Genomic DNA, 13063 nt, shown 5'->3' on the forward strand with positions numbered 1-13063 from the left:
ATCTAAATCAAATTGAAAATTTTGAATATTAGATCCAGCATGTGGAACAGGTGTCTTTATTCTAAGTATAATTAGAAATTTGAAGGTTTTATTACGATATCTTGATATTAAAAAACTCAAACTATGGGGAATTGACCTCGAATCAAAAGCATTATTAATAACCCGAATACGTGTATACCTATTTAATTTCCTATATTCAACTAATTACCAGATAATTACTAAAAACTGTGATCTCTTCTCTGCGGATTTAACCGATGAATTTGATATAATTCTTGGTAATCCCCCATGGATACGACATGAAGATTTAAATGTGAATTCTATTATTCAAAGTCTTCAAGATAAATTAAATGATAAACAACACCCTTGGCTTCTTCTAATTGACAAAAAAAGTGATTTATACATTTATTTTTGTATTTATTGCGCTAGTATTTTGAAAAATAAAGGTGTTCTTGGTTTTTTGACCAGTAATGCATGGTTAGAAGTCAGATATGGTAAAAGTCTTCAAAATTACCTAATCAAACCCCAAAATATGATCTTACAATTTGAGATAATTCAATATGCAAAACAACGCTTATGGAAGAATTTAGGAATAAATTCAGTTATTTTATTCATAGAAAAGAAATTTCGCTCTTCTCTTTCAAAAAAAGGAGTTTTTACCCTAGCTAAGGTTCCCTTTGATGAAATCCCTTTTGATTCCTTTTATAAAGGGCAGATAATTGAACATGATTATGAGGATGAGTTTTATCGTAAAGAAATGATTGATTATAAGGAATTAGGGAAAAATAATAAATGGGCTGGAAGTTTTTTAAGAATGAACGTTCAGGAAAGGGAAATAGTCCGAAAATTAAATTCTTATGGAGTTCCTCTCTCTTCAATTGCTACAATAAAATTTGGTATTAAAACTGGGGCTAATGATTTTTTTCATTTTAAATTAGTTGAAAAAATTAGTGGAAGGGGAGTTTATCGTGTCAAAAATGAAGCTGGATTTGATGGTGAAATTGAAATAGAATTTCTTTCTCCTTTGATAAAATCACCAACAGATATAAAAGGATTTGTTGTCTCAACAAAAAAGAATCTTTCCTATTGGTTATTAAATTGCAATTTACCCCCTTCTGATATTAGAGATATGAAAGTAGAGAAATTAATAAAGTTTGGAGAAAATTCTTTATTAACTATTAAACAAGGTAAGAAGAGTGGTTCAATAATTACTGGTTTTCACAATTTAAAGAGTCTTAAGAAAAGAAATCCTTGGTACTCGATTCCCTCCCTTGAAAAGCCTAGTTTATTATGGTGTAAAAGTTATCATGATAGACCAGGTTGCATTATAAACCATGCCAAATGTTATCATGATCAACGATTTTATAGTATAATAGTGAAGGAGGAATTTCTTCCTATAATATTTATTTTTTTGAATTCAAGTTTAGTTTGGGCATTGATGGAACTGTATGGTAATACTAACATGGGATATGGTGTTTTAGACACAAATGTTTATTGGTTAAAAAATTTAAGAATTCCAATCGATGCTTATAAAAATAAATCAGATCTAATGAATTTATTTGATGAAATGAAAAAAATTCCACAACGATTTTCAATGAAAGAATTTTCCAAGCTGCGTATATCAATTGATGAATTTTTTCTCCCATTTTTCAATTTGACAAAAGCTGAATTGCAAATAATTTTATATCCATTAATTCAAAGAAATTTAAATCATCGACTCCAGAGACTATAAATTCAATTTCATCATAAAAATTCAGAAAAATGAATTCAATTTTAATTAGAAGACTATTAATCCTAATGGGCTGAATTGTATCCTTGTTTCCTATCAAAAAAGATGTTGTTATAAAGCAACTGGTTGAACAACAATTCTATCAATCACCCAACTATATTGTTGATCGAACTCATCGGATTAAGACCAAAGTAATGAACTCCGATCTTGTAATTAATAAACTGGTTGATTTTTTATTTTTTCATTCTAAACACTTGAAAGGAACTGAATCTTCTTCATATCTAGAAATTTCTGATTTAATTGCGCAAAAACTCGGTTTAAATCCTAAGATGGTCCGATCACGTTTTCATACAAAGACTAATGGCTTTATACTTGAACATTTAGAAACTGAAGACTTAATCTTCATAACAATGATTGCAAGTATTTTGGAAATATTCGATCTAGTAAATTATCAGGAAACACTTGAAGCTATAAAAAAAGTGTATTTAAACCAATATCAAGATCAGGAAACCTCATTAAATGAGTCTAATATAGTTCTGAAGTTTGAAGAGGGTATTAAAAGGCTAGGAGAAGTAGCTAATAGCGATTTTTCAATATTACAAAATCTTATCAAGGTACAAGACCTTGCATCAGTTTTTGGTGTACAAATAAATATCGATCAAGATGAGTTTAACGAATTTATCTTTAGAGTTGTAGATAAAATTATATGTGAAGGTTATTAATAGAAAAATCTTTTTAAAATACTTAATTTCATTGAGACTCTATACCCTTTAGATTTATGAGGTGAAACTTTATGTTTGAATCTATATTAGAAACAGGACTACCAATTATAATAACCCTTGCAGGGATCATAGGTCTAGCCTATGGTATAAACAAGCTGATGAAGAGCAGGGAAGTTGAATCGGATATTTTAAAATATCTTGCTTTAGCAACATCGATAGTTATAGGACTATTGAATCTTCTAGCAATCTATGAATGGGTTTTAGACAAAACTCCTCCTGAATATCAATTTCATTGGTTAACTCTCCTCTTAATCTTCTTAGCTGGAACCTCAATGTTAGCTGAGCCTTTACGTGAAACTCCATTAGCAGCAGTAATTGCTATTATAGCTTTTGGTGCACTTGCTGGATTATTTCTATTGATCGCTGATTTCACGACTGGAACAATTCCTGTTATGGGAATCATTGAAATACCGCTCTGGATAGTTATTCTGGTTATTGTGATAATTGTAGGTTTAGTATTTTTAGTAACTCTCTTCACCGAATTTACTGTTGACCGTATACTCCAAATAATTGGTTGGGCTCCCCTTGTTATAATATTTTGTGGATTATTGGCGATCCAAGGAGTTTTAATAATCCTTTTAAATGATATTGGAGGAATTTGGAAATTATTGGGATTATAATCCCTTTTTTTATTTTTCTACTGCTGTTATGATTTTACGAGCAAGAATAAAAAATGCTTCTTCAATAGCCTCCCCAGTCTTCGCAGATGTCTCAATAAATTCTGCATCTAGACCACGTGCTTTAGTAAAACCTTGGATTGTTCTTAAACTATTCGGGACTTCATCACGGAGATCTATTTTATTACCACATATGACTACAGGGATTATATATGAAGATTGAGATCTTGCTCGCGCTTCAGAAACCCAAGATTCAATATTGTCTAATGAGTTAGGTTGGGTGACATCATAAACAGCTAGAGCTCCCATTGCCCCTTTGAAATATGATCGCATAACATTGCGAAATGCAGGTTGTCCTGCGAGATCCCAAATCTGCCATTCTACGTTAAAATCATCAATTTTCGTTTTTAGATAGGCAAAATCAGCCCCCATGGTTGCTAAAAAATCTGTTCGGAAACCTTCCCCCATATAACGTCTACGTATAGAAGTTTTTCCCACTGCACCGTCCCCTATCAATACAATTTTGAATAAGTATTTCTGCATTACATCCCACACCTATAGAACGACTTTCTCTTATTTAAGCTCTGAATCATTAATGATATGTAAATTTTCTTCTTTAATAGTAATTTTGGTTAATATTGAAGGAATTCTTTTAAACTCGTCTTTATTGATTCTTACATTTAATAACTCTCTATTCTTTCTGAATAATATTAATGGTGAAATTCCATGATGAATAAAATCAACCAACAATTAGAAAATTATCCTTCTGAACGATTAACTCTGTTTTTACTTAGTCTATCAGGTCTTTTTTCAATTATTACTTGGTTTTTTATGCGAGAAGTCACTAAAATAAATATAACTAAGTTTAATATCCTTAGTCTGGAGTTTGCATGGTCAACTGAACAAATGAATATTATTCTTAACACATGGGGATCCGAAATTATTCAAACAGAATTGAATGGCGTTTTAATAGATTTTGGATTCCTTATTGGATATTCAGTATTTCTATCTTGTATTACTCTTCTTGTATCCCGTAAATTCCTCCAGAATCGATTACAAAGATTAGGATTTGATGTGGTTTTCCTCCCACTTTTAGCTGCACTTTTTGATGCCATTGAAAATGCAAATTTGGTGCTTATATTGATGTCTCCTAGTAATTATCCAATTATTAGTCCATTCATAGCGTCTTTTTTTGCAATTTTGAAGTTTGCTTTAATTATTATTACTATTTTATTTAATATTGTAATTTTAGTGTTCTATTTAGGGAAAAAAATACTCAATGAATGAAATTATTTATGAATTTTGAAAGAATAAACCACGTTATGCCAAAAGCATCATTATTCAGAGTAGCTTCAATTCTAAAGCCATTTTTTTCATAAAATTTTATATTATTTTCGCTCGTAGTTAGACGAATTTTATGCCAATGATTCTTTATACATAATTCTTCAAGCTCTCGAAGTATAAAGGAACCAATCCCCATTTTTTTACGAAGTATTTCCTTAACAAGTAATTGAGACAACCTAAGTGTATTTCCTATAACATTACAACATGCAATACCTATTAAATTTGAATTTAAGTCATAGACATGTAGTATAAAGCGATTTCGCCATTCTATATCTTCAATTTCACGACCAAATAGTTCAAAATTACTGGAACGCCATTCTTTTTGCATAAATTCTTGAGTTTCAGGAGTACTTTCGGAATAAATTATTTGAGAAGTAAATAGCAATCAAAAATCCCAACTTTTAGCTTAATCTTAGAAGAAAGAAATTTGATATATAGTTTTTTCAGGCGTTTAAAATGACAACGAAATATGAAAGGATACATTATGCAATTACCGATTCATCTAATCTTTGGAATATTAATTCAAGTAATAATAAATAGAATTGTTTCAATTACATCCATTTTAAATCCTATTTTTGTCATTATTGTAGCCTTTTCGTCTCATTTTGTCTTAGATGCTATTGCAAAGGCTACATATCATCCTCCTGAAAGGATTAATAATAAATTCTGGTTATATTGGCATTTATTTACATATGGTATAGGGTTTTTTATCATTTTACTTTTTTTTTGGCAATTCTTCCTTGGTATGTTTTTTGCCAATGCCACTGATATTTGGGACTGGCTTTTTTTAAGAAGAGAGGCAAAGAGAAGGAAGAAACCAAATTGGGGGAAAAAATACTACCTACATCCTATTGCAGATAAGATTCGGACCATTTTTTTCTTCTGGTTACCCAGCTTGAATTATAATCAAATTGGAATATTGCCAGAACTATTTTTCATAAGTCTTTGGTTTTTATCTGTTCTTCTTTTTCCAAGTGTTTATTTTTCATAAAGGTTTTCTTCAATCAGGCGTGACCTTGAAAGGATTTTTCCTCTCCGAATAACGGTACGACTAGGCGGTAACAATCTGATTGCCTCATGTACATTCTTTATTCCAGGAAGAATTACTAAATTAGCTGGAAATCCTTTTTGTATTTGATGATTATTAATCTTCATCATCTTACAGGCATTTGAGGTTATCATATTATAAAGCATATTGATTTCACTTTGAGAAGTCATTTTGGCAGCATGGCCAGTCAGATTAGCAACTGCCAACATATCTCCTGAGCCAAAGGGGTAATAAGGATCATTTATACAGTCTTGACCGCAAGTGACATTAATTTCTGCAGCTAAAAGTTCTTTTACCCTAGTAATACCAACTCTTTGAGCACCTGTATCAAGACGACCTTGTAGTACCATATTCGTTGGAGGGTTGGTCACTACATTTAATTCTGCAAGCTTCATTAGGTCAATAATTCGTGCTGCATAATAATCATTATAAGCAGATAATGCACAGATATGATCCACAGTAACCCTATTTTGATATTTTGATTTTATTGTCTGGGCCGCAAGATATTGTAGAGTTCTTGAATTTGGATCATCAGTTTCATCTGTATGGCTATCTATATCAATATCATATTGGTTTGCTATATCAAATATGATGTCTATATGCTTTTTTGATTCTTCAGGAGTATGTTCATTATGAGGCATTCCTCCAATAAGATCTGCTCCATTTTCTACTGCTTTTCTAAGTAATTCCTCAGTTCCTTCATCTTTTACGATCCCTTCTTGCGGAAAAGCAACTATTTGAAGATCGATAATCTCTCTATATTTATTTTTGACCTGTAAAAGACCTTTTAAGGGTATTAATTTCCCAATTGAGTCAATATCAACATGAGTTCTAATATGGGTTACACCATATTTAATTTGAGCATTAATAACTTGGCTGGCTCTTTCTGAAATTGATCTTACACTATAATCCTTTTTAACTTTCCAAGTCTTTTGAATTGCCTCCCAGAGCGTACCAGATTGATTCGGTTCAATAATGTCTCCGATTAGAACTTTATCCAGATGAATATGTGGACTAATGAAGCTTTCTGTTACTAAAGATCTCTCAGCATCAATAATTTCATCTGTTGAAGTTGATATTTTCTCCTCGGTTATCTTTTGAAAAATTCCATCTTCAATTAAAATATTAACGATTCGACCATCTCTTAATAAGGCATTTTTAATAAGTAGACACATAATTATCTAAATCCTAGAATAGAATAAAATTAATCTAATAAAGAGTATGGATTCAATTAGTTTTGAATTATTTGAAATTTTTTGTTAAAATTATAGCAAATAGATATCACTAAAATAAAATGGTTTTTTTTACTTAGCAGGCAAAACACTCATTTATCAATTCTTAGAGATTTTGGAATTACTGAATAAACAGCGAATTTGCAATTAATTGTCAATTTTAAACGTTTACATAGAAATAATGAGATGATAAAATGTCAATCGATGAACAAATGTTAAGACCACCCTCTAATAAGGTGAATCCAGAGAATACTCCTTACCCTCCAAAGTATATTAATCTAGTTGATGGCACCCAAATGATTGTAAGACAAATCAATCGTGACGAGGTTAAATACATCATTCCGCTTTATTATGATATCGTAAAAATACAGAAAGATTATTACGATTTAGTTGGGGCTCGTATTCTTTCAGAATTGCTTGCTTACCAACAATATCGTGTTAGAGATGAATATGTTTTAATTGGGCAGAATGGAGAGACGGGAGAAATTTATGGTCTAGTAAATGGTCATTTATCAAAGAACCCAAAAATTGGGATCTCTTATCACACTAATGCTTTTAAAAGGGGTCTTCGTGTAGGAGCTCATTTGTTTGTTGCTAAAATGGAATTCCATTATATTTTAGGAAATGAAGAAGTTCTCATTGTTGCCGAATCACCTATTGGTTTTAGACGTTGGATGGAAGAATTACGTCTTATTCCTGATAAGCTTGATAGAGAACATGAACTCGGTGGAGTACCAACTTATGTTTTAACAAAAGAAAACTGGGAAAATTATGTAGTTCCTGAAAGATTATTTGGAGAAAGACCTGTGTCTGAAGAATTCTTAAAGAATTGTCAAACAATAAAACTCCCCACAGACGTAATTTTTCAAATTACTGGAATAAAAAAAGAAGAATATTTGAAGGAAAGATAAATGCGAGAAGTTGTAATTATTGGAGCCTCAATGGGGGCACGTTGGGGAAAATATGAAGGTTCTCTTATTGAAATGATGGCTGAAGCCTCCTTAGGAGCAATTAAGGATGCAGGAACAGACATATTAGATGCATTATATGTAGCAAATATGGGTTCAGGTCGAATAAATAATCAGACAGCATTAGGATCTGCCTTGATTGATTACCTCAACTTATTCCCAGCAGTTGGTGCTACTATAGAAAATGGACCAGCATCAGGTGCAACAGCTGCTCGTTTTGCTTATATGGCTATTGTGTCTGGAGTTCATGATGTAGTGATGGTTACTGGTGGAGAAAAAATGCGTGTAGCCCCAGGACCCGTTGTAACTGATTTTGTTGCTACCATGTCCCATCCTGAAGCTGAGTATGTTTATGGTATCACTTTTCCAAGTTTAGGTGCTATGCTTGCTCGACTTTATTTTGAAAAATATGGTGTAACATCAGAGGATCTTGCCCGTATTGCCATTAAAAATCATTTAAATGGATTAAAAAATCCCAATGCACATATTCAACAAAAAATTACTCTCCAGGGAATATTAACCTCACGTGAAGCAAAATTAAACAATCCAATTATTGCTGATCCTCTACGTCTTTATGATATGTGTCCTGTCAGTGATGGAGCAGCATCAATTATTCTATGTTCACTTGAAAAAGCAAAGCAGTTGACATCAAAACCATTAATAAAATTTGCTGGTACAGGTCAAGGAATGGACACAATGACGGTTCATGAGAGAGAAGACCCAACTTTTCTTAAAGCAGTCAAAATAGCTTCAGATCAAGCATTTGCTATGGCAGGTTTAGAGAGAAAGGATATTAATTTTGCAGAAGTCCATGACGCTTTTGAAATACTAGAATTAGCAGAATCTGAGTCTGCAGGTTTCTTTAAAACTGGAACTGCTCACTTAGCTGTCCGAAATGGTGAAACAGAGATCACAGGTAGATTTCCAATTAATCCTTCAGGAGGACTAAAGGCAAGAGGGCATCCAGTTGGTGCAACTGGAGTAGCTCAATTATGTGAACTAGTTTGGCAGCTTCGTGGTGAAGCTGGTGAAAGACAAATCCCTAATGACCCTATTCATGGCTATGCGGTAAATTTTGGAGGATTTGGGAATAATGTGCTTGCTACAATCTTATCAAAGGTGAAATGAGGAATTTAAATGACAGAAAGAAAGCCTTACGGATATAAATGTGAGAATTGTGGAAAAATCCACTATCCGAAACATGGTCGATGTTTAAAGTGTAAAAATCAACATCTTGAAAAAGTTGATTTACCAGATGAAGGAACTTTAGTCACATATACAATGCTAAAAGCACCTCCAACTGGCATAGATAAACATACTCTGTTCTTGGGGATAATTAATTTGGGAGAGGTTCGTTATACAGGGCAAATTGAAGTGGATGATATTTCCAAAATATATATAGGAATGAAACTAAGAGCTATTTGGAAAATGATAAGAAAAATCGACAATAAAGATTATTTAGGGTTTGTTTGGGTACCGATATAAATTTTCCTTTTCTTAATTTTTTTCTTTAATCTCTGGGGTTATTTTTTTTTCTCCTGAAGAACTTTAATAGCATCTGCTCATACATCAGTTTCTATGAGTACTTTAATTGCTTCTATAGCTGTTTTGATAGCCTCCTCTTGCCCTTTCTTAGGGTCAATTATAAGAGCTCCACTATCTGTATTTCCAATAGCAGCCATGATTCCACCAGAACGCCATCCACGAATTTGTGAGATTGTAAAAAGAACTGAACACTCCATTTCAGTAATTAAAGTTCCTGCTTTTTTCCACATCTCCCATTTTTGGTGTATTGTTGAATCTGGGATCATTTCAGGATTTTCTGTGTAAAAAGCGTCTTTAGAATGGACAATTCCTTCATGAAATATTAAGGAAAATCCTAAACGCTTAACAGCCTTTCTTAATGCTACTATAACATCAGGATTAGCTACAGCAGGGAATTCATAGTCGACATATTGCTTAGATGTACCTTCATCTCGGATAGCTCCAATAGCTGACACTATATCGCCAAGTTTAACCTTATTAGAAAGAATACCAGACGTACCTACTCTAATAAAGGTATTTACCCCTAAAAAACCAAATTCTTCAATACCAATTGCTGTACTTGGGGCACCGATCCCCATACTTGATATAAGCACTGGAGTAGAATCGATATAGCCTAAATGAACGCGATATTCACGATTAAACGACAATTCTTCAGAATCTTTAAGAAATTTTGAAATCCTTGGAACTCGTCCAGGATCACCACAAATTAAACAGAAATTACTATTCTTAATATCATTCTTTGAGACATTTATGTGATATTGTTTACTCATTTTATCTAACACCAAAAAAGGTTATTTTAATTGAGAAAGAATTTCATAATATTCCTGGCTCTTTATTCGTATTTGTTTAAGTTGTTCATTAGATAAGCCCTGAGTAGATGAAGGGAAATATGTTGTGAAAATAGTTTTAAATGTTTCAGTTAACTGACTTTCTTCATTTAGTAAAAATTGAGTCAGAATTTCAGCAGACTCGTGGAAAATGACTAAGTACGCACTTCCAACACCTGTTACCTGAAATAACTTCGTTAAGGCAAATATTTCAATTTCATCCCAGATTAATGGCAGAAAATTCCATCCTACTTTTTCTAAAGTTTCTCGGTCTTTTACATCAAGAATTTTTAATAGTAAATCCCATGCAAGGTAATCGGAATGCCATGTTGAACCTGACCACAAAATTTGGGGCCGTTTATTGAATTGTAAAACACCAAAAAAAAGCCCAAGTCCAGGGAGTAATTCAGAGTTTGACATGAGGAATCATTGAGTACTTTCTGAAATTTACCTATTTCATGAAGAAAAAAACAGCTGACTTGTATAAAAAACCTCTCTTATTCTAAAAAATCAAATAAAAAAAATAGTAGAGAAGAAAAAAAGTCCAAATTTTCCTTAAACCTCTTTAATGTTCTCAAGATTTTTTATTTTGAATATAATAAAGTGATAATCTTGTTGCTGATCCCCCAAGTAAACCTCCTAATAAGCTGAAGAGTCCACAAAAGATAATAGACATTATTATAATGAGGAGACTCCCGAATGGAAGTGGAATTCCTAAAACATCACCAATAGCAGCCATAAACAGGTCACCAGTTTTTAATGTTCCAATAGAGGTTAAAATATTGATAATAATTGTGAAAAACCTTGCCAACATGGCACCTAGCAAAGCAAAAATTCCTGAAAGGGGAAATTGAAGATAAATACCTATTCCAATTCCAATAAGAAGTGGAAAAATCCAAAAGGGCATATATTTAACAAAAAGAATATCAGAGAGGAATATTAATATGAAACTAATAGAAAATCCAATAAGTTTCTTATTTTGAGCTGATTTTTGAGTGGTTTCGTTTTTGATATTTGAATTCATATAATTTCTCTCCTATGCTGGTTTTAAAATAAGTGTCGCTTCTAAATACTCTTTTGTAAAAAGTTCTGGTGTTGAGAAATGAATAAGCATCGAATGATATTCCCCTTTTAACCAAAGGTCTAATGCTTGATCCATATAATGTGAGCTAGCTGGATTTCCGCTTACTCCACCAGGTATTACGCTCCAACAATTTGTCAGATTTGAAAAATCAATAATCATGCGTTCACTTGGCCCACCTTTAACTCTCCGACCTTCAGCAGCAAGAAGGGTATAACCACTTCCATCATGAGGGTATCCCTCACTATCAGCACCAAATGGATCAATTCCACCTAAATGATTGAAAAACATTCGATGATACTTACCCCATACCCATTGAGTGGGATCATCTCCAAATTCTGCCTGAAGATCTAAAATAGCTTTTTTATACGCTTTTAACAGGCAATCATCTCGATCTTCTACTTCAACTGTTGAAACATCATCAAACCATGGTGAATTTGGAGAAGTTTTAACGAGATATTCTAATATATTATCCTGAGGTCTAGTAATGCCAGCGAGTCCTCCAGCAGCTTGAAATTCATCATTCCAAACATATTCTTTAAGTCTTGATTGAGTTTGATAATAAATTGTTGGTCCTACAATAGATTTATCCATAAGGTATTTGTTTTCACTAGTGTGCCAGTTATTTAAAAGTGATAATGCTTCAGAATCAATTGTTGAAAGAGATTGTCCTTGAACTGCTGATATAATATATGGAGTGAATGCTTCTGCAGCAGTATCAAAGATTCCTGCTTTTCCACATTGTGCATCCTTCATAAAATCAACATCAATTGAATTTAAAGGGGCATTTGCAAGTATATAATTAATTGCTCTCCCACGATAACCTGGTGCTTGTGCAGAACTGATATAATATGGATAGTCTGGTCCAGTAGATTTTTGATTTGCTGAAGCTAAATACATTTGAGAAGGATTAAATGCTAAAGGCAGTTCATTAAACGGAATATATTCCCAATCCTTATTTATTGCTGGATCCGAACCATTTATTATAAACAAACCTTCCCCAAAGAATGATCGTTTAATGAATCGTCCTGTAGGTCTTAGTGCAATATTTCCATCGCTATCAGCAAATACAATGTTCTGAGTAGGATCTTTAAAATATTGTATGGATTCATTAAATTCTGACCAGTTATGAGCCAGATTAGCACCCATGAGCGCGAGAATTTCATAAGTAGGTTCTTGGGTGGCAGTCCATTTCATGGCAATCATTGATTTTTTATGGACATCAGACATAACAACTCCATCTTCGGTATAAAAGATACTTGTATTAAAGTTCTTTCCACCCTTGACTGGAATTGAGATTTTTCTCTCAGTAAGAGACTTCCATTGATTTTCTAGTCCACTCCAATATTTTTCTCCGTTCCATTTATATTCATACCAATCTACTGCGTCATTAATCACATTTGTGAATCCCCAAGCTACATGAGTATTATACCCTACAATAATCACAGGAGTTCCAGTGAGTGTGTAACCATAGACATTCATATTTTCTTCTTGCGAAACCAAGTGAGCCTCATACCAGATATGAGGCAAAGTGATAGATAAATGCATATCATTTGCAAGTATAGGTTTCCCCGTAACAGTTTTACTTCCATTTACTACCCAATTATTAGATCCAATCCAACTATTTTGGAAATATTTGACAGATTCTGGCTGATTTTCCAGAATTTTTCTTAAAGATTTCGATCTATTGTTAAATTCGGTTTTAAAATCTGGTTTTTTAAAACTTGGAGCAGTTATTGGATTAGAATAGTTGCCATATGATGGAACAACTGAAATTTGATAATAACTATTATTTATAGGATAGATTTCATTCATTAAGGTTTCATTCCCCCCAAATAACTCATCTCTCAAGATAGTAGCTTGGATATCCGTTGTTGAATATGTAAGCATTAA

Annotated in this window: 15 protein-coding genes; 8 read left to right on the forward strand and 7 right to left on the reverse strand. The window is 32.7% G+C overall.

The features are described 5' to 3' along the window. Positions 1 to 25: 25 nt before the first annotated feature. From ACWVCY_RS07805 to ACWVCY_RS07815, 3 genes are all read left to right on the forward strand, one after another. Positions 26 to 1729 (forward strand): Eco57I restriction-modification methylase domain-containing protein, encoded by a 1704-nt coding sequence (locus ACWVCY_RS07805; RefSeq protein WP_455141813.1) that lies wholly within the window; start codon positions 26 to 28, stop codon positions 1727 to 1729. Between the two features lie 83 nt (positions 1730 to 1812). After that, complete coding sequence (locus ACWVCY_RS07810) at positions 1813 to 2448, forward strand: hypothetical protein (RefSeq protein WP_455141788.1); 636 nt, start codon at positions 1813 to 1815, stop codon at positions 2446 to 2448. A gap of 71 nt (positions 2449 to 2519) precedes the next feature. Further along, entirely contained in the window at positions 2520 to 3128 is a 609-nt protein-coding gene (locus ACWVCY_RS07815; protein WP_455141789.1) for a hypothetical protein, read from the forward strand. Between the two features lie 9 nt (positions 3129 to 3137). Here ACWVCY_RS07815 and ACWVCY_RS07820 read toward each other — a convergent pair whose 3' ends face one another. Then, positions 3138 to 3668, reverse strand: a complete 531-nt coding sequence (locus ACWVCY_RS07820) for a Rab family GTPase (protein ID WP_455141791.1) — start codon at positions 3666 to 3668, stop codon at positions 3138 to 3140. Positions 3669 to 3851: 183 nt separating this feature from the next. On the opposite strand from ACWVCY_RS07820, the gene ACWVCY_RS07825 reads away from it, so the two are divergent. After that, a complete protein-coding gene (locus ACWVCY_RS07825) occupies positions 3852 to 4412 on the forward strand; it encodes a hypothetical protein (RefSeq protein ID WP_455141793.1) in 561 nt (186 codons plus the stop codon). Here ACWVCY_RS07825 and ACWVCY_RS07830 read toward each other — a convergent pair. Beyond that, positions 4402 to 4854, reverse strand: a complete 453-nt coding sequence (locus ACWVCY_RS07830) for a GNAT family N-acetyltransferase (RefSeq protein WP_455141795.1) — start codon at positions 4852 to 4854, stop codon at positions 4402 to 4404. The genes ACWVCY_RS07825 and ACWVCY_RS07830 overlap by 11 nt on opposite strands. A gap of 99 nt (positions 4855 to 4953) precedes the next feature. On the opposite strand from ACWVCY_RS07830, the gene ACWVCY_RS07835 reads away from it, so the two are divergent. Then, positions 4954 to 5460, forward strand: a complete 507-nt coding sequence (locus tag ACWVCY_RS07835) for a hypothetical protein (protein WP_455141796.1) — start codon at positions 4954 to 4956, stop codon at positions 5458 to 5460. On the opposite strand, the gene ACWVCY_RS07840 is transcribed toward ACWVCY_RS07835, so the two are convergent. Further along, on the reverse strand, positions 5448 to 6692 hold the full coding sequence (locus ACWVCY_RS07840; RefSeq protein WP_455141798.1) for an amidohydrolase family protein: 1245 nt from the start codon (positions 6690 to 6692) through the stop codon (positions 5448 to 5450). The two genes, ACWVCY_RS07835 and ACWVCY_RS07840, sit on opposite strands and share 13 nt — an antisense overlap. A 251-nt stretch (positions 6693 to 6943) precedes the next feature. Here ACWVCY_RS07840 and ACWVCY_RS07845 point away from each other — a divergent pair, with 251 nt between their 5' ends. From ACWVCY_RS07845 to ACWVCY_RS07855, 3 genes are read left to right on the forward strand one after another with little or no spacing between them, the layout of a single operon-like run. Next, positions 6944 to 7660, forward strand: coding sequence for a hypothetical protein (locus ACWVCY_RS07845; protein WP_455141799.1), 717 nt, complete (start codon positions 6944 to 6946; stop codon positions 7658 to 7660). Then, entirely contained in the window at positions 7661 to 8845 is a 1185-nt protein-coding gene (locus ACWVCY_RS07850) for a thiolase C-terminal domain-containing protein (protein WP_455141801.1), read from the forward strand. It begins immediately after the preceding gene. 9 nt (positions 8846 to 8854) lie between these two features. Continuing rightward, positions 8855 to 9202, forward strand: a complete 348-nt coding sequence (locus ACWVCY_RS07855) for a Zn-ribbon domain-containing OB-fold protein (RefSeq protein WP_455141803.1) — start codon at positions 8855 to 8857, stop codon at positions 9200 to 9202. A gap of 77 nt (positions 9203 to 9279) precedes the next feature. On the opposite strand, the gene ACWVCY_RS07860 is transcribed toward ACWVCY_RS07855, so the two are convergent. The 4 genes from ACWVCY_RS07860 to ACWVCY_RS07875 all read right to left on the reverse strand — a co-directional run. After that, positions 9280 to 10032 (reverse strand): nucleoside phosphorylase, encoded by a 753-nt coding sequence (locus ACWVCY_RS07860; protein ID WP_455141805.1) that lies wholly within the window; start codon positions 10030 to 10032, stop codon positions 9280 to 9282. A 21-nt stretch (positions 10033 to 10053) separates the two neighbouring features. Continuing rightward, a complete protein-coding gene (locus ACWVCY_RS07865; protein WP_455141807.1) occupies positions 10054 to 10509 on the reverse strand; it encodes a hypothetical protein in 456 nt (151 codons plus the stop codon). A 154-nt stretch (positions 10510 to 10663) separates the two neighbouring features. Then, positions 10664 to 11113: a hypothetical protein gene (locus ACWVCY_RS07870; protein WP_455141809.1), complete on the reverse strand. Its 450-nt coding sequence runs from the start codon at positions 11111 to 11113 to the stop codon at positions 10664 to 10666. Positions 11114 to 11125: 12 nt separating this feature from the next. Beyond that, on the reverse strand, positions 11126 to 13063 hold a 1938-nt coding region (locus ACWVCY_RS07875; protein WP_455141811.1), incomplete at its 5' end, for a penicillin acylase family protein.

Source organism: Candidatus Hodarchaeum mangrovi, assembly GCF_975850365.1.